Source organism: Citrobacter sp. Cu096 (assembly GCF_030332285.1).
GTDB classification, from domain to species: domain Bacteria; phylum Pseudomonadota; class Gammaproteobacteria; order Enterobacterales; family Enterobacteriaceae; genus Citrobacter; species Citrobacter meridianamericanus.
The window spans coordinates 78,741-96,439 of record NZ_JAOWID010000028.1; the positions used below are offsets into that span (position 1 = coordinate 78,741).

Genomic DNA, 17,699 nt, shown 5'->3' on the forward strand with positions numbered 1-17,699 from the left:
CCTGTTTGCGATGTTTCTTATGATTCGTGATGAGAGGCGTCGTGCCTCAATTCTATCTAATTGAGAGTAACGCAAAAGACAACAAGTGTGTTCTGAAAATAAAAACGGGCGGCCAAAGCCACCCGTTTTCAGGATCTTCATCGAATAAGAATCAGATAGCCCAACCGCCCGCGTAGAAGGCCACCAGCGCGATAGCGATAACCACCGTGCCGATGTTCAGCTTGCGCCATTCGCCAGAGACAAGACGGCCAATCACCAGGGTAGCAAAGCCAATCATAATGCCGGTTACGATGTTACAGGTCAGCACGATAAATACGGCCGTTACCAGACCCGCCATTGCGTCGACAAAGTCAGCAAAGTCGATTTTTGCCACATTGCTCAGCATCAACAGGCCTACATACATCAGCGCTGGCGCCGTGGCGTACACCGGTACAAGATACGAGAGCGGAGAGAGGAACAGGATCAGCAGGAACAAGACGCCAACGGTGATCGCCGTCAGGCCAGTTTTACCGCCCGCTGCCGTACCCGCTGCGGATTCAATGTAGACCGCCGCAGGTGCAGCGCCCACCAGACCAGAGAACACGCTGCTCAGGGAGTCAGTGGTCAGCGCTTTGCCGCCGTCGATAATCTGTCCGTCTTTATCCAGCAAATTCGCCTGTCCGGCTACGGCACGGATAGTTCCGGTCGCATCGAAGACGGCGGTCATGACTAGCGCCAGCACGCTCGGCAGAACGATAGGATTCAGTGCGCCCATAATATCCAGGCTGCCAATCAGCGAGTTGCCGTTTTCGTCGCTCAGAGACGGCATGGCAAAAATACCGGAGAAATGTACAGCCGGATCGAAAATCAGGCCAACAATAGAAATACCGATAATAGTCAGCAGGATGCCGCCCGGTACTTTCAGTTTTTCGAGGCCAATAATCACCGCCAGACCAACCAGCGACATTATCACCGGGAAGGTATCGAAGTCGCCCAGTGCAACCGGCAGGCCGTCCAGCGGGTTCTTAATCACCAGACCAACGCCGTTTGCCGCAATCAGCAGCAGGAACAGGCCGATACCGATTCCCGTGCCGTGCGCAACACCCTGCGGCAAATTGCGCAGGATCCAGCTACGAATACCGGTCGCGGAAATGATGGTAAACAGGACCCCCATCAGGAACACCGCGCCCAGCGCAACGGGCACGCTGATATGTTGCCCCAATACCAGGCTGAATGCGGTAAACGCCGTCAGAGAAATGGCGCAACCAATTGCCAGCGGCAGGTTGGCCCACAAGCCCATCACAATAGAACCGACGCCCGCGACCAGACAGGTTGCCACAAATACAGCGGCAGGCGGGAATCCGGCTTTACCCAGCATCCCTGGAACCACGATAACGGAGTAAACCATGGCGAGGAACGTCGTTAATCCGGCAACGACTTCCTGACGAACGGTACTGCCGCGAAGCGAAATTTTAAACCAGGCGTCGAGTGAACCGCCGGTACGCGCTGAAGGCGTAGACATAGAAAACATCCCCTGAGAGTTTATTTTTTCGTCATTATGCGTGCTGGACAATCCACTGCCTGCTAAACGTTTTCTCCATGTGCCAGGTTTGCGTCAATAGGGGTGTCGCAAAAAAGCAAACGTTTAGCTCCGCGCATAAAAAACGGGTGGTAAAAAAAAGCAAACGATTATCCAGCGATCATACGCTGGTTTTCAACTGAACTTTGCCGCTTTTTACTCATTTCTTCTTATAACGCGCAATAAATAATCAGCCGATGCGCAAACGTTATCGTCAATGCGCAATCTGGCAACAATTTTCGCGGCGTGATTACAACATGAGTGTTCCTTTTTCACGCAAACTCGCGCAAAAAAACAGGTGAAGATGCGGGAATTTTTTTGGCTAAAAAATAACCATTTCACTGGCAAATGGTGAGAGGTGGCTTACACTTACCTTATCAACACAAACCGGAACCTCCCCTAATGTGCTCGACTGAGGGGTGTTGATGTCGGGGGAAACCCTCCCGTGAACCAGCGGGATAGAGTGAAAGACAAAGACCGGAACCAAACTAAAGCGCCCTCTGTGGCGCTTTAGTTTTATACCAATCAATCGTCTTCCAGCAGCCGCGCCCCGGTTCCTTGCTCGCCCAGCTGATCGCCTGGGTTACGCAACGGACAATCACTGCGCGACAAGCAGCCGCAACCAATACATCCATCCAGCTCATCGCGCAGTGACACCAAAGTATGAATGCGTCGATCCAGCTCTTCACGCCATTGCGAAGAGAGTTGTTTCCACTCTTTAGCGCTAAGTGAATGTCCTTCAGGTAATACGCCCAGCGCGTCGCCGATCGTTGCCAGCGGGATCCCAATACGTTGAGCAATCTTGATAATCGCCACGTAACGCAACACATCACGTTTGTACCGACGCTGGTTACCGCTGTTGCGCATACTGCTGATTAACCCTTTGCTTTCATAGAAATGCAGGGTCGATACCGCCACACCGCTACGCTTTGCGACTTCACCTGGTGTGAGCAGCGCTTTTATTCGGGGTAATTTCTTTTCCATAAATTGCTTTACCTCAAGTTAACTTGAGGAATTATACTCACTCGCAGGCAAAACGACGAATCGAATACTGAAAAAGAGGCAGCCCTATGTCCCATCAGCAGATTATTCAGACCCTTATTGAATGGATTGATGAACATATTGATCAGCCGCTGAACATTGAGGCGGTTGCGAAAAAATCAGGTTACTCGAAGTGGTATTTACAGAGAATGTTCCGCACGGTGACGCGCCAGACGCTGGGCGACTACATCCGCCAACGCCGACTTCTGCTGGCGGCGGTTGAACTGAGGACGACTGAGCGACCTATTTTCGACATTGCGATGGATCTTGGTTATGTATCGCAACAAACCTTCTCTCGCGTGTTTCGTCGTGAGTTTGATCGTACTCCAAGCGATTACCGCCACCGCCTGTAAGATTATTGCCCGCTCTGCGTCAGTATGGCGGGCGACCGTTGTATCCAGCGTATGAACTCCTGCAGCGGCAGCGCTTTCGCAAAATACCAGCCCTGACAATACTGTACGCCGCGTTCACGCAGCCACTCGACTTGCTCTGTCGTTTCAACCCCTTCAGCGATCGTCTTCAGATGTAAGCTTTGTGCCATCTCAATGATATGTTCGGCAATCATGTGGCTGGTACTGTTAGTGGACAGAGTACTAATAAATGATTTATCGATCTTCAGGATATCGACATTCAGCGCGGACAAATTATGTAGATTGGAATACCCCGTGCCAAAATCATCAAACGCCACTTCATAACCCGCCTGGCGGAAGGCCTGGATTACCGGCGTCATTTTATCTACATCAACAAACCCGCGCTCCGTTACCTCAACTTTAATTTGTCGGGCCGCCACGGAGTACTCACGGTTTTTGTCAGTAATCAGGGCAATGAGTCGGGATGAATGAAAATCAGACGCGGAGAGATTTATCGAGATATAAAGCTGGGGATGTGCCGACAGAAAATACCCCAAATCGTTAAACACCTCTTCAACCACGTAATCCGTGATCCGCTCCATCATTCCCTCTTTTTCAGCCAGAGGAATAAACTCGGTCGGACTCATCACCTCACCTTTACAGTCCGGCCAGCGCAGCAAAGCCTCGGCCCCTACGCACTGACCGTTTGTGATATCAATGATCGGCTGGTAGTACAGGCACAGGTGACGTTTTTTGATTGCGCGTTTTAATAAACGACGGGGAGAGAGGTATTCCTGACGCGTACGCCACCACATTAACAGCATCAGGATGCTGCAGATAATCCCGAAAGGAACCGTTAATGCAGCCTCGTGATAAAAAATCGAATTTATGCGTTTATCCGAGGTCGACACAATAATCGCGATTGGCCGTTTTTCTGAACGCACAATAGTATAGAAGCGATCCGCCAACGGGAAGGTAGAGGCTTCGCCGCCCACCAGCGGCGAGAATTGATCAATGTGCGCCCCTTTGCTGGCAGAGAAAAAGGAATCCGTTACCGTGTCATACACGCCCCAGGACAGGTCTGGGTCATCTGACATGACTTCGCTGTAAGATAACGGATTGATGACGACAACGTAGTTTCCTCGTTGCATATACGTCATTCGGTAGCCAGCAAAAAACGGGGTATCGCGATAGTAATAGATCGAGATGTCCGGCGTACGTTTATAGTCTGCGGTCGGCATAATATAGGTAGTGGATGGCACCATCGACGTAGAGCACAAAAAATGATCGCCCTGGGCATAAATTAGCTCGCTGATATATAAACGACCGCGAATTATATTCAGCATACTTTTCTGATGTGTTGGGGTACACATCTCACCTTGATACAACTGGGCCATATCACGTGCTAAATCGGCTTGTTGGATCACTAATTCTGTTTTATTTAAGACCAGTTGAGCAAAAGAGTGAAGTTCATTACGGGTTTCGGACATCGCCCGGATTTGAGCAAACCATAATGCCAGCACCACGGGGAGCAATACCACCATGAATGTTCCCAGCAACTTCAGCATCTTGCGTCGCGCACTGTGATTCATGTCAGCCTTATGTCCCTGTTTTGTCTATGCCAGTACCTGTCACGGCAGTGATGCTATAAACACCAGCTAGTTAACTTGCATGAATCTATCAGTATTAGCAACAGACGTCTCTATGTAAAAGTCTGATAATAGTTGGGGATGATATTATTTTTCCGTAATGCAAACTTAAAGTTACGCTTATTTCACAATGTTATTATCCCGAAAACGTTAATTTTTTATGAGCACTATCCTGGTTGCATTTAAGAAATTCATTAAATTTTTTTAACAATTAATTTAAGATGAATTAAACTAGTGGCGTAAATACACCTTTAAGATTGATTATTTAGTATCAGTAGCCTTTTCAAAAATAACCACACATTAATAATGGTTATAATCCAGCAAAAATAACGTCCAGCACTGGTGAACAAACGAACACTTGTGATATAGTTCACAAAAATCATGTAACAGAAACAATGTTTCATTCATGTTATTGCCCGTCGATAGCCAGAGTACTACACCCTCGGTGAACACCCCCGCGCTGTCCTGGGCCTCCAGACTTTCTGAGGACGTTTTTCATGGCAACGATAACAACTGGCGTGGTTCTTCTGCGGTGGCAATTACTCAGTGCAGTGCTGATGTTTTTAGCCAGTACGCTCAATATCCGTTTTCGTAAATCAGACTATATTGGCCTGGCCGTCATTAGCAGCGGTTTAGGGTTGGTTTTTGCCTGCTGGTTTGCGACCGGATTGCTCGGCATAACCCTGGTGGATATTTCCACGATCTGGAAGAATATTGAAACCGTGATGGTCGAAATGATGAGCCACACACCGCCAGAATGGCCGATGGTGTTGAACTGATAACAACAGTGTGTCCGACCAGAATATACCCGGTCGGACACCGTTTTAAGCGATAACGATTCTACTGACGTTCCGGTAACCGCTTACCACTCCATACGGAACCCTGCGTTCACCTGCCAGTTCATATCAATGTCGCCTCCAGCTGACCTTTCCAGGTCAACGTACAGTCGAGAATTATTGTTCTGAGTGAGATGGATATTGGTTCCAATACCGTAGTTGATCCACGAGTCACTTCCTCCCTCGCGGACCGTCATGGACGCGTCTTTACCCCACACAGTGACATCACGATCGCCAGCAAACTCATGCAGCAGATCCAGCTTCACATAAATGTCGCTGTCCGGGCGTTCTTCAAATCGATAACCTCCTCGCAATCCGACACGACCGATCACGCTATCGATATCATTCTGACGAACCCGTAGCCCGCTGCTGGTGGTATAACGAGCTTCATCCAACCGGGTATACACGAGCTGTGCTTGCGGTTCGATGAAAGAGGATTCTCCCAGACTAAACTCACGACCGTATTCTGCGCTGGCGCTAATTGACCACGTACTGCTATCCGCCACCCCCATATTGCCGTACACATTTCGGTAGTTAAAATCACTCTCATGGCGGCTATATTTCAGTACCAGATCCAGGTAGTCCTGTTTTTCCGGGCGGTTCCATGCAGCATAAAGTGAACCACCGTAGCTCTTGTTATCGCCCGTGCCATAAGTAAAGTCAGCGTTACCTCTCATGTAATGCGCCGCAATGCCTCGCGTCCAGACTGATTGTTCACTTTCTTCTTTATTGTCATAACCCAGTTGCCAGAAGCTGTACAAGTTTTTGAAGTAGCTGCCATTAGCGCTTTCCATTTCGCCGCCTTTATAACGTATCCACAGACCATTTTGCTGTTGGTTCTGGCGTAATTCCCCTAAACGTTTATTCAGGCTGTCGATTTCGAGACGGGCGGTGGCCACCGCGTAGTTTAACCCGGCATTAGCAATCGCGGTGTTGCTACCCGCACTGGCTTTTGTTGAAACCCCCGTAATATACCAGTTTGTGCCATACTGGCTTACCGGATCACCTTCCCGAATATCAGAACGCAGTAGCGGTTTATAGTCGTATACATACTCGTTAGTGATATCGATTTTATCGTACGCTTCGAACATCACATTGCTGGCGGCATCGGCAACCCAGATATCTTCTTGCAGATCGCTAAGCTTATTAATATTTAACGCCTCAATAGCATGAGTTCCCCCCGTGCTACTCTTAACGACTTCGATAAAGTCGCTCCCATTACGCCGCTGCTCATCGGTTTTATTTGTATTTACATCAATCAGGAAAATACCGTTGTTGCCTTTCAGCTCGTGAATCTTCACGGTTTCGTTGATGCTCTGATTGGTATGCAGGTTAAAACCGTGCAGGTTTATCGTCCCGCCGTCTTGCAAGGTGATGGCGCTGATCTGAGCGTCTTTGCCATCCGGGATCCAGTAAGCATTATTCATCAGCGTCAGATTCAAATCTCCGGCCCATTTACCACTGACGATGTCCAGAACATTCGCCTCATGTCCATGCCAAAATGATTCCGCACCATTGAGCGTAATATTCATATGGCTGGTATGAGCATATATTTTATCGCCGAAGTCGATATTTCCTAACAAATTAACCTTGTTCTCACCTGACTGATTAATATTTACGACACCACCATCTTTAGCACTAACCGCATCACTTTTTGATGAGCCATCAGGATAACCACTATTGTTCTCCAGCAGTTCTTTGAAATTGCTGGCGTAAGTATTAATGTAAACATCGCCACTGTTTGCCGTAATAGTAGAACCTACACCACGCGCATAGATTCAATTATTTGCCAGCGTAGCTTAATTTTCATTCGCCGTAACCACCAATAAATATTACCGAATATTAGCGTAGATTAGTTCGTATTAAATGAATCATAAAGCTGCGATGATAAACCAGAAAATACCGAATAATTAATTCTGAATAAGAAATATAAAAAAACCCCGTCGCAACGGGGTTTTCATAAATTAGAACGTTAATGCGTTCAGCTATCTTAGAACGGGATATCGTCGTCGAAGTCCATCGGCGGTTCGTTAGACGGCGCTGCCGGAGCGGACTGCTGCGGACGAGACTGCGCGCCGCCGCTGAACTGATTGCCGCCCTGCGGCTGCTGAGGCTGACCCCAACCCCCTTGCTGCTGACCGCCACCTGCCGGAGCACCACCGCCCTGACGACCACCCAGCATTTGCATGGTGCCGCCAACGTTAACAACAACTTCAGTGGTGTACTTTTCTACGCCGGACTGATCGGTCCATTTGCGGGTACGCAGCTGACCTTCGATATAGACCTGGGAGCCTTTACGCAGATATTCACTGGCCACTTCCGCCAGTTTGCCAAACAGCACAACGCGGTGCCATTCAGTCTGCTCTTTCATTTCGCCGGTCGCTTTATCACGCCAGGATTCGGAAGTAGCCAGCGTAATGTTGGCAACTGCGCCACCATTCGGCATATAGCGTACTTCCGGGTCCTGGCCCAGATTACCGACGAGAATCACCTTGTTTACGCCTCTGCTGGCCATGATCGTGTCTCCTGAAAAACGTTACTGAATAAGTGTAAGCGCGGGATTGTAGCATTTCCAATAGCGCTTTTACTACGTTGCGAGATCGATTCCAGTAAACAATCCCCGTCAAACATTGTTGCACAGGAACATGCGTTTTGCATTCCAATACTGTATATCCATTCAGGTCAAGTTGTGTCATAATTAACCGTTTGTGATCGCCGGTAGCACCATGCAGCCAGGCAAAAAAAGCGTTTAATCCGGGAAAGATGAATGGATAAGATCGAAGTTCGGGGCGCCCGCACCCATAATCTCAAAAACATCAACCTCGTCATCCCGCGCGACAAGCTGATTGTCGTCACCGGGCTTTCGGGCTCAGGCAAATCTTCGCTTGCTTTCGACACCCTGTATGCCGAAGGGCAACGTCGTTACGTTGAATCCCTTTCAGCTTACGCGCGTCAGTTTCTGTCACTGATGGAAAAACCGGATGTCGACCACATTGAGGGGCTGTCTCCTGCCATCTCAATTGAACAAAAATCGACATCTCATAACCCGCGATCCACGGTAGGTACGATTACCGAAATTCACGACTATCTGCGCCTGCTGTTTGCCCGCGTTGGCGAGCCGCGCTGCCCGGATCACGACGTTCCCCTGGCGGCGCAGACCGTTAGCCAGATGGTGGACAACGTGCTGTCGCAGCCGGAAGGCAAACGTCTGATGTTACTGGCGCCGGTAATTAAGGAGCGTAAAGGCGAGCACACCAAAACACTGGAAAACCTGGCGGGCCAGGGCTATATCCGCGCCCGTATCGACGGCGAAGTGTGTGACCTTTCCGATCCGCCCAAGCTGGAGCTGCAAAAGAAACACACCATTGAAGTGGTGATTGACCGCTTTAAAGTCCGCGATGACCTCACTCAGCGACTGGCTGAATCCTTTGAAACCGCGCTGGAACTGTCCGGTGGTACGGCGGTGGTCGCCGATATGGACGACCCGAAAGCGGAAGAGCTACTGTTCTCCGCCAACTTTGCCTGCCCGATTTGCGGCTACAGTATGCGCGAACTGGAACCCCGCCTGTTCTCGTTCAACAACCCGGCGGGTGCGTGCCCAACCTGTGACGGTCTCGGCGTGCAGCAGTATTTCGATCCTGACCGGGTGATCCAAAACCCGGAACTGTCGCTGGCCGGTGGCGCCATCCGCGGTTGGGATCGTCGTAACTTCTATTACTTCCAGATGCTTAAGTCGCTGGCGGAGCACTATAAGTTCGACGTCGAAGCCCCATGGGCCAGCCTGAACCCTGCTGTGCATAAAGTGGTGCTGTATGGTTCGGGTAAAGAAAATATCGAATTCAAATACATGAACGATCGCGGCGATACGTCCGTACGTCGTCACCCGTTCGAAGGCGTATTACACAATATGGAGCGCCGTTATAAAGAGACGGAATCCAGCGCGGTACGCGAAGAATTAGCCAAATTCATCAGTAACCGGCCGTGCGCCAGCTGTGAAGGGACGCGTTTACGCCGGGAAGCCCGCCACGTATTTGTCGAAAATACGCCGCTGCCCGCGATTTCCGACATGAGCATCGGTCATGCGATGGATTTCTTCAACAACCTGAAACTTGCAGGTCAGCGGGCGAAGATTGCAGAGAAAATCCTTAAAGAGATTGGCGATCGTCTGAAGTTCCTGGTCAACGTCGGCCTCAACTATCTGACGCTGTCACGTTCAGCCGAAACGCTCTCCGGCGGCGAAGCCCAGCGTATTCGTCTGGCAAGTCAGATCGGCGCAGGACTGGTCGGCGTAATGTACGTGCTGGATGAGCCGTCTATTGGTCTGCATCAGCGCGATAATGAACGACTGCTGGGTACGCTTATCCATCTGCGTAACCTGGGTAATACCGTGATTGTGGTCGAACACGATGAAGATGCGATTCGCGCCGCTGACCACGTTATCGACATCGGTCCCGGCGCGGGCGTTCACGGCGGCCAGGTAGTTGCCGAAGGAACGCTAAAAGATATTATGGCGGTGCCTGAGTCGCTGACCGGCCAGTACATGAGCGGTAAGCGCAAAATTGAAGTACCGAAACAGCGCGTGGCAGCTGATCCGGAAAAAGTGCTGAAGCTCACCGGCGCACGCGGTAACAACCTGAAAGATGTCACCCTGACGCTGCCGGTTGGTTTATTTACCTGCATTACCGGGGTTTCCGGCTCAGGTAAATCGACGCTGATCAACGATACGCTGTTCCCCATTGCGCAGACGGCGCTGAACGGTGCGACGCTGGCGGAACCTGCGCCGTATCGCGATGTTCAGGGTCTGGAACATTTCGACAAAGTCATCGATATTGACCAAAGCCCGATTGGCCGTACCCCGCGATCTAACCCGGCAACCTACACCGGGGTATTTACGCCAGTGCGCGAACTGTTTGCCGGCGTGCCGGAGTCCCGTGCACGCGGTTACACGCCGGGTCGTTTCAGCTTTAACGTCCGCGGTGGACGCTGCGAAGCCTGTCAGGGCGATGGCGTGATCAAAGTGGAAATGCACTTCCTGCCAGATATCTACGTGCCGTGCGATCAGTGCAAAGGTAAGCGCTATAACCGCGAAACGCTGGAGATTAAGTACAAGGGCAAGACTATCCACGAAGTGCTGGATATGACGATTGAAGAAGCACGTGAGTTCTTCGATGCCGTTCCGGCGCTGGCGCGTAAGCTGCAAACGCTGATGGACGTTGGTCTGACGTACATCCGCCTCGGCCAGTCTGCCACCACGCTCTCGGGCGGTGAAGCGCAGCGCGTGAAGCTGGCGCGTGAGTTGTCCAAACGCGGTACCGGACAGACGCTGTATATTCTCGATGAGCCAACCACCGGCCTGCATTTTGCGGATATTCAGCAACTGCTGGACGTGCTGCATCAGCTTCGGGATCAGGGCAACACCATCGTGGTGATTGAGCACAATCTGGACGTGATTAAAACCGCAGACTGGATTGTCGATCTCGGTCCGGAAGGCGGCAGCGGCGGCGGGGAAATTTTAGTCTCCGGCACGCCGGAGACGGTCGCTGAATGTGAAGCCTCACACACGGCTCGTTTCCTCAAACCGCTGTTGTAAGTATCCCCGTACCGCTTCCTGGCGCAACAGGAAGCGGTAAATTATTGCACCAGCAACTTACGTTTATCTTCCGGCAGCGTATTTACAGCCTGTTGCCAGGAGGCATCTACCAGATAGTAGATCTGTGAATCTGGCAGCGAGCCATCAAGATACACCGTGCTCCAGTGCGCTTTATTGAGATGACGGCTGGGACGCACGTCTTTATGTTGCTGACGCAGCAATTCTGCGAGTTCAGGGCTGGTTTTCAGAGAAACCGCCGGGCGACCTTCGACCTCTTTGACCATCGCAAAGAGTACATCTTCAACTTTGATTTGCGTGGCTTTCCAGTCACTGTGCACGCTCTGCTCCGCACCCGTTTTTGCCATGCAGTATTGCAGCAACTCCGAATTCGTCATCTTTATTCCCCTTACCAGCATATTGCCTAATGAGAACATCTTTATTCAGTGTGCAGCAAGTCCGCAAAAGGTAAAAGCCAGTAGCGTAAATTTGTTTAAAAAATCAGCATTCCGTCTTCTCAATACTCCGAGTTGACGATCACCTCTTCACCAAACGCGCCAGCCTGCGGCAGCGGTTTATAAGTGGAGTTAGAGGCGCGCAAAATACGAATACCGCGAATACCCACGTCGCGAGCGGCGGTGATGTCATTGTCGGAGTCACCGTAGAACATGCGGATGCTTTTATCCTGCAGCCACTGTGTTTTAGTGTTCTGACCGGGTTTATCACCGGCAAAAATGACCGGATTCATATTACCGGCCGGAATGTGAAAGTTATCGGCCAGCGTTTTCGATACCGTTTCGGTCTTGGTCTGACTACGCCCGGTCACGAAAAAGATGCGGTCGCCACGACGCACATGCATATCAATCAACTGACGCGCCACTTCTTTTGGAATACTAAATTCATCCCAGCCATTGTTCATTTTTTCCCAGAAGGCCGGATTCTTCAGGTAATCCTCACTGTCCGGGGAATACGTTTTTTTACCGCGCCAGAAGCCCGGGCTGGAAAAGAGGACGGTGTCATCAATATCAAACCCGACGGCCATCGGCGGGCGCCCGGTCAAACTGTTTTCGATTTGTGCCACGGAGACCCAATGAATGGGAGCCTGCTCAGCGAGTTTTGCAACGTTGGTGCCGGGGTTAAGCTGAGAGGGAGAGGAAACTAACGCCTGAACGGGCTGATTTAACGTGAACAATAAACAAACGGCACTCAGTGCCAGGGTAAACTTGCGCATATTTTTCCCTAAGTAGTCAGTTAGTTATCATTTTTTATTAACAACTGGTCAAAAAACTATCTGACATTACCCCTTGGGGGAAGGGAAAGGAAGGATTTTCTCTGGTTTTGTCCAGGAAAAGGAGCATGATCACATTGGAAAACAGGCCTGATCTCGTGACGCGTATCAGGCCTGTACACCCGGTTACATGACGGCGGCAAATGCCTTCGCCACGCGCTGCACATTACTGTGATTCAACCCGGCCACGCACATACGACCGCTGGCTATCAGGTATACCCCAAACTCATCGCGCAGGCGATCGACCTGAGCGGCGCTGAGCCCGGTATAACTGAACATACCGCGCTGTTGCAGCAGGTAATCAAAGTTACGGCCCGGGATCTCCGCATTCAATACGTTAACCAGCTCCTGGCGCATCGCCAGAATACGGGTACGCATCTCTTCGACTTCCGCCAGCCAGCTGGCTTTCAGCGTGTCATCCCCCAACACCGCAGCAACCACCTGCGCACCAAAATTTGGCGGACTGGAGTAGTTCCGGCGCACCGTCGCTTTTAGCTGCCCCAGAACGCGGCTGGCGGCATCGGCGTCTTCACACACCACTGACAGCCCACCGACGCGTTCACCGTACAAGGAAAAGATCTTCGAGAATGAATTGCTGACCAGGGCAGGCAATCCGGCGCTGGCAATGGCGCGGATCGCGTAGGCATCATCTTCCATTCCACCGCCGAAGCCCTGGTAAGCAATATCCAGGAATGGGATGAGATCACGTGCTTTCAGGATCTCAATGACGCCATCCCACTGCGTTGGAGTTAAATCCGCCCCTGTCGGGTTATGGCAGCACGGATGCAGTAGCACGATGCTACGCGCGGGTAAGGTATTCAGCGCTGCCAGCAGGTCGTTGAAACGCACGCCATTGGTCGTGTTGTCATACCAGGGGTAAGTACTTACATTGAATCCAGCACCTTCAAAAATCGCGATGTGGTTTTCCCAGGTCGGATCACTAACCCACACGCCAGAATCAGGAAAATAGCGCTTCAGGAAGTCTGCGCCAACCTTTAGCGCGCCGGAGCCGCCCAGCGTCTGAATGGTTGCGACGCGCTGCTGCTGGAGAACCGGATGATCTGCGCCAAACAGCAGTGGTGCAATGGTATGACGATAAGCGTTCAGACCTTCCATCGGCAGGTACAGCGAAGCGCCATGCGGTTTGGCATTGAGTCGGGCTTCCGCTTCCGCGACCGCTTTAAGCTGAGGAATAATCCCGTCTTCGTTGTAATACAGGCCAATGCTGAGGTTCACTTTGTCGCTACGTGAATCTTCTTTGAACCGCTCCATAAGCGATAAAATCGGGTCGCCAGCGTAGGCGTCAACTTTTTGAAACACGTGTGGTTCTCCAGGTTTACAGGCAGAGGATAAGAACACAATAAACCGGAAGCAGGAGAAGATCGAGAGGATGTTGAGAGGAATATTGCCGGATAGCGGCGTAACCGCCTTATCCGGCATATCATGCGCTTAATTAATCGATATACTTCATCGCCACGCGCGACGTCAGGCGCGTAATAAGTTCGTAAGCACTTACTTTCGTCATTTCAGCAATGCGTTCAACGGGCAGGCCTTCACCCCACAGGATCACCGAATCGCCAGCTTTGTCCTGCGCCTCGGGGCCTAAATCGACGCAGATCATATCCATCGCGACACGACCGACGATCGGCACTTCACGGCCATTAACCAGCACCGGTGTCCCTGACGGCGCTGCGCGCGGATAACCGTCGCCGTAGCCCATCGCCACCACGCCGAGACGCGTATCGCGCTCGCTCTGCCAGGTTCCACCATAGCCAACCGGTTCGCCCGCTTTGTGCTCACGCACCGCTATCAGGCTGGAGGTCAACGACATCACCGGCTGACAGCCAAAATCGGCGCCGATAGAGTGGTTTTCCAGCGGCGATACGCCATACAGAATCAGCCCTGGACGCGCCCAGTCGAAGTGGGACTGGGGCCACAGCAAAATACCGCCCGACGCGGCAATTGAACGCTGTCCCGGTTTGCCCTCGCAAAAGCTGTTGAAGATATCGAGCTGTTTTTCCGTCGCGCCGCATTCAGGTTCGTCTGCGCGCGCAAAGTGGCTGACGATGTTAACCGGCTGGCGCACGTTGTCACATTGCGTTAAGCGCTGATAAAACGCTTCGGCCTGCTCAGGGCGCACGCCCAGGCGGTGCATTCCCGTATCGAGCTTCATCCAGACGGTGACCGGTTCAGCCAGTTCTGCGGCTTCCAGGGCTTCAAGCTGCTCCAGGTTGTGGACGGCAGTATGCAGACGCTGCGCGGAGATCGTCGGCAGATCGGAGGCATCAAAAAATCCCTCCAGCAGCAGGATGGGCTGCGTGATCCCTCCCGCTCGCAACCGCAGGGCTTCTTCAAGACGAGCGACACCAAAAGCGTCCGCATCGGGGAGCGTTCGCGCGGTCTCTAACAGACCATGGCCATAAGCGTTCGCTTTCACGACCGCAACCAGTTTGCTGGCAGGAGCCAGTTCACGCAGACGTTGCAGGTTGTGTCGCAGAGCGCGGCGGTTAATAACTACAGTTGCCGCTTGCATTCGTATTCCTTAATAAAAGAATCCCCTAAATCATTCGTGTTGCAGGACAAAAACGCTTTGGCGTTTTTGAACAGCGCCTGCGCTGGCCCCAAAGGGGCGAGGACGCAGTCCGAGTCACGCGACAAGCCAGAGACCCCCCGGGAGCTTAGTAAGCTAAGTGACTGGGGTGAACGGGCGTAGTCAACGCATCTGCAGCATGAAGGATGACGGAGATTTATTCGTCGTCGTATTGTGGGCCCGCATAGTTATCGAATCGCGACCACTGTCCGTTAAACGTCAGGCGCACCGTGCCAATCGGACCGTTACGCTGCTTACCAATAATAATTTCGGCGATGCCTTTTAAGTCACTATTTTCGTGATAAACCTCATCACGATAGATAAACATGATTAAGTCGGCATCCTGTTCGATGGAGCCGGATTCACGCAGATCCGAGTTAACCGGACGTTTGTCGGCGCGTTGTTCCAGTGAGCGGTTAAGCTGCGACAGCGCCACCACCGGCACATGCAGTTCTTTTGCTAACGCCTTCAGCGAGCGGGAAATTTCAGCAATTTCCAGCGTACGGTTATCGGAGAGCGACGGCACGCGCATCAGTTGCAGGTAGTCGATCATGATCAGGCCGATACCGCCGTGTTCACGGGCGATACGACGAGCACGCGAGCGCACTTCCGTTGGCGTCAGGCCGGAAGAATCATCAATATAGATGTTTCGTTTCTCCAGCAAAATACCCATTGTTCCGGAAATTCGCGCCCAGTCTTCATCATCCAGTTGACCGGTACGGATTTTGGTTTGGTCTACGCGTGAAAGCGAAGCCAGGGAACGCATCATGATCTGTTCCGAGGGCATTTCAAGACTAAAGATAAGAACTGGCTTATCCTGCAACATCGCCGCATTTTCGACGAGGTTCATTGCAAATGTCGTCTTACCCATCGACGGACGCGCGGCGACGATAATCAAGTCTGACGGCTGCAAACCCGCCGTCTTTTTGTTGAGGTCGTCATAGCCGGTGTTCACCCCGGTGACGCCGTCGTGCGGCTGCTGGAACAGCTGCTCAATACGCGCGACGGTTGCGTCGAGCACATCGGTGATGTTTTTCGGGCCTTCGTCTTTGTTGGCCCGACTTTCAGCGATTTTAAAAACGCGTGATTCCGCGAGGTCCAGCAGATCTTCACTGGAACGGCCTTGCGGATCAAACCCGGCTTCCGCGATTTCGTGCGCAACCGAAATCATGTCACGAACAACAGCACGTTCACGGACGATATCCGCATAAGCACTAATGTTCGCCGCACTTGGGGTATTTTTAGATAACTCAGCCAGGTAAGCAAAGCCGCCGACGCTGTCCAGTTGTCCCTGAACCTCCAACGATTCTGCGAGCGTGATCAGGTCGATGGGTTTTCCCATCTCCTGCAGTCGATGCATTTCGGTGAAGATGTGCCGGTGCGGTCGGGTATAAAAATCTTCCGCCACCACACGCTCGGCCACATCGTCCCAGCGTTCGTTATCCAGCATTAAACCGCCCAACACCGACTGTTCCGCTTCAATCGAGTGCGGCGGTACTTTCAGCCCGGCGACCTGGGGATCGCGCTCACGAGCATCAGTCTGTTGTTTGTTGAAGGGTTTATTTCCTGCCATAGTGAATGGAGTTACCGAGATAATGATTGGGTCGAAAGATTACCACATTTCTTTTGGAGGAAGCATGGCTACGCGTATTGAATTTCACAAGCATGGTGGTCCTGAAGTGCTTCAGGTCGTCGAGTTTACGCCTGCAGATCCGGCGGAGAACGAAATCCAGGTCGAGAACAAAGCGATTGGGATCAACTATATCGACACATACATCCGTAGTGGTCTTTATCCGCCGCCTTCTCTGCCCAGCGGCCTGGGAACCGAAGCCGCGGGCATAGTCAGCAAAGTGGGGAGTAAAGTAACGCACATTAAAGCAGGCGATCGCGTGGTTTACGCCCAGTCTGCGCTTGGCGCTTACAGCTCAGTACATAACGTTCCGGCCGATAAAGCCGCCATCCTGCCCAACGCTATCTCATTTGAACAAGCTGCAGCCTCATTCCTGAAAGGGTTAACTGTTTTTTATCTGTTGCGTAAAACCTATGAAATTCAGCCTGATGAACCATTTTTGTTCCATGCGGCTGCGGGCGGCGTCGGGATGATTGCCTGCCAGTGGGCAAAAGCATTGGGTGCGAAGCTGATTGGTACCGTCGGCAATGCGCAAAAAGCGCAAATTGCGCTGCAGGCCGGTGCATGGCAGGTCATTAACTATCGTGAAGAGAGCATTGTTGAGCGAGTGAAAGAGGTAACCGGCGGTAAAAAAGTGCGGGTGGTCTATGACTCAGTGGGAAAAGATACCTGGGAAGCCTCATTGGATTGTTTACAGCGTCGAGGGCTGATGGTCAGCTTTGGTAACGCCTCCGGACCGGTGACTGGCGTTAACTTAGGCATTCTGAATCAGAAAGGTTCGCTGTACGTGACCCGCCCTTCGCTCCAGGGTTACATCACCAACCACCATGAATTAACCGAAGCCAGCAATGAGCTGTTCTCGCTGATTGCCAGCGGGGTGATCAAAGTGGATGTCGCGCCGGGTCAAAAATTTGCGCTAAGTGACGCGCAACGAGCCCATGAAGTACTGGAAAGCCGGGCCACGCAGGGCTCGAGTTTACTCATCCCATAATGCTCCGACTTCCCCTAAACAATTCAAACAGCAGGATAAAAATGATTAGGCGTTTTTGAGCAGCGCTTGCGCTGACCCTGAAGGGGCTAGGCTTTAAGCTGAGTAACGCGGCAATTGAATGAATCCCCAGGAGCTTACTGGAGTAAGTGACTGGGGTGAATGAAAGCAGCCAACACACC

General features: G+C 51.7%; 13 protein-coding genes and 1 pseudogene. 4 read left to right on the forward strand and 10 right to left on the reverse strand.

Going from position 1 to position 17,699, the window contains the following annotated elements; all coding sequences use genetic code 11:
- Nucleotides 1-151: 151 nt before the first annotated feature.
- Together ghxP and soxR are read right to left on the reverse strand one after the other, a co-directional pair.
- On the reverse strand, nucleotides 152-1,501 hold the full coding sequence (gene ghxP / locus OGX99_RS12535; RefSeq protein ID WP_003031735.1) for a guanine/hypoxanthine transporter GhxP: 1,350 nt from the start codon (nucleotides 1,499-1,501) through the stop codon (nucleotides 152-154).
- A gap of 582 nt (nucleotides 1,502-2,083) precedes the next feature.
- On the reverse strand, nucleotides 2,084-2,542 hold the full coding sequence (soxR, locus tag OGX99_RS12540) for a redox-sensitive transcriptional activator SoxR (protein ID WP_003031733.1): 459 nt from the start codon (nucleotides 2,540-2,542) through the stop codon (nucleotides 2,084-2,086).
- Between the two features lie 86 nt (nucleotides 2,543-2,628).
- Between soxR and soxS the strand changes: the two genes are divergently transcribed.
- A complete protein-coding gene (gene soxS / locus OGX99_RS12545) occupies nucleotides 2,629-2,952 on the forward strand; it encodes a superoxide response transcriptional regulator SoxS (protein ID WP_003031731.1) in 324 nt (107 codons plus the stop codon).
- Between the two features lie 2 nt (nucleotides 2,953-2,954).
- Here soxS and pdeC read toward each other — a convergent pair whose 3' ends face one another.
- Nucleotides 2,955-4,541 (reverse strand): cyclic di-3',5'-guanosine monophosphate phosphodiesterase PdeC, encoded by a 1,587-nt coding sequence (pdeC, locus tag OGX99_RS12550; protein WP_286543704.1) that lies wholly within the window; start codon nucleotides 4,539-4,541, stop codon nucleotides 2,955-2,957.
- Between the two features lie 554 nt (nucleotides 4,542-5,095).
- On the opposite strand from pdeC, the gene OGX99_RS12555 reads away from it, so the two are divergent.
- Nucleotides 5,096-5,377: a YjcB family protein gene (locus tag OGX99_RS12555; protein ID WP_151218062.1), complete on the forward strand. Its 282-nt coding sequence runs from the start codon at nucleotides 5,096-5,098 to the stop codon at nucleotides 5,375-5,377.
- 83 nt (nucleotides 5,378-5,460) lie between these two features.
- Here OGX99_RS12555 and OGX99_RS12560 read toward each other — a convergent pair.
- Nucleotides 5,461-7,233: pseudogene (locus OGX99_RS12560) on the reverse strand (autotransporter outer membrane beta-barrel domain-containing protein); the annotation flags it as partial.
- Nucleotides 7,234-7,424: 191 nt separating this feature from the next.
- Entirely contained in the window at nucleotides 7,425-7,949 is a 525-nt protein-coding gene (ssb1, locus tag OGX99_RS12565; protein ID WP_003826621.1) for a single-stranded DNA-binding protein SSB1, read from the reverse strand.
- Between the two features lie 252 nt (nucleotides 7,950-8,201).
- On the opposite strand from ssb1, the gene uvrA reads away from it, so the two are divergent.
- Entirely contained in the window at nucleotides 8,202-11,024 is a 2,823-nt protein-coding gene (gene uvrA, locus OGX99_RS12570) for an excinuclease ABC subunit UvrA (protein ID WP_016155358.1), read from the forward strand.
- 41 nt (nucleotides 11,025-11,065) lie between these two features.
- Here uvrA and OGX99_RS12575 read toward each other — a convergent pair whose 3' ends face one another.
- The 5 genes from OGX99_RS12575 to dnaB form a co-directional block, all read right to left on the reverse strand.
- Nucleotides 11,066-11,419, reverse strand: a complete 354-nt coding sequence (locus tag OGX99_RS12575; RefSeq protein ID WP_151218063.1) for an MmcQ/YjbR family DNA-binding protein — start codon at nucleotides 11,417-11,419, stop codon at nucleotides 11,066-11,068.
- Between the two features lie 119 nt (nucleotides 11,420-11,538).
- Complete coding sequence (gene aphA, locus OGX99_RS12580; RefSeq protein ID WP_151218064.1) at nucleotides 11,539-12,252, reverse strand: acid phosphatase AphA; 714 nt, start codon at nucleotides 12,250-12,252, stop codon at nucleotides 11,539-11,541.
- A 183-nt stretch (nucleotides 12,253-12,435) separates the two neighbouring features.
- On the reverse strand, nucleotides 12,436-13,629 hold the full coding sequence (gene tyrB / locus OGX99_RS12585) for an aromatic amino acid transaminase (RefSeq protein ID WP_151218065.1): 1,194 nt from the start codon (nucleotides 13,627-13,629) through the stop codon (nucleotides 12,436-12,438).
- Between the two features lie 133 nt (nucleotides 13,630-13,762).
- Complete coding sequence (gene alr / locus OGX99_RS12590) at nucleotides 13,763-14,842, reverse strand: alanine racemase (RefSeq protein WP_286541279.1); 1,080 nt, start codon at nucleotides 14,840-14,842, stop codon at nucleotides 13,763-13,765.
- A gap of 214 nt (nucleotides 14,843-15,056) precedes the next feature.
- Complete coding sequence (gene dnaB, locus OGX99_RS12595) at nucleotides 15,057-16,472, reverse strand: replicative DNA helicase (RefSeq protein WP_061067020.1); 1,416 nt, start codon at nucleotides 16,470-16,472, stop codon at nucleotides 15,057-15,059.
- A gap of 64 nt (nucleotides 16,473-16,536) precedes the next feature.
- Here dnaB and OGX99_RS12600 point away from each other — a divergent pair, with 64 nt between their 5' ends.
- Nucleotides 16,537-17,520, forward strand: a complete 984-nt coding sequence (locus OGX99_RS12600; protein ID WP_187253976.1) for a quinone oxidoreductase — start codon at nucleotides 16,537-16,539, stop codon at nucleotides 17,518-17,520.
- The last annotated feature ends 179 nt before the right edge of the window (nucleotides 17,521-17,699 follow it).